Genomic DNA, 202 nt, shown 5'->3' with positions numbered 1-202 from the left:
CGGCCGTAGCGCGGTGGTCCCACCTGACCCCATGCCGAACTCAGAAGTGAAACGCCGTAGCGCCGATGGTAGTGTGGGGTATCCCCATGCGAGAGTAGGGAACTGCCAGGCATCAAATTTAGCGTGCTGATATGGCTCAGTTGGTAGAGCGCACCCTTGGTAAGGGTGAGGTCCCCAGTTCGACTCTGGGTATCAGCACCAC

Annotated in this window: 1 tRNA gene and 1 rRNA gene; both read left to right on the top strand. The window is 58.9% G+C overall.

Annotated elements, in window-relative coordinates:
• A 5S ribosomal RNA gene (gene rrf / locus OGX84_RS00655) occupies positions 1-111 on the top strand; the annotation flags it as partial.
• A gap of 14 nt (positions 112-125) precedes the next feature.
• A tRNA-Thr gene (locus tag OGX84_RS00650) sits at positions 126-201 on the top strand.
• Position 202: the final 1 nt, after the last annotated feature.

The organism is Citrobacter sp. CK202 (assembly GCF_030333225.1).
Classification (GTDB): domain Bacteria; phylum Pseudomonadota; class Gammaproteobacteria; order Enterobacterales; family Enterobacteriaceae; genus Citrobacter_B; species Citrobacter_B koseri.
The sequence above is the reverse complement of the archived record's forward strand: the minus strand, read 5'-3'. Positions and strand labels throughout refer to the sequence as shown.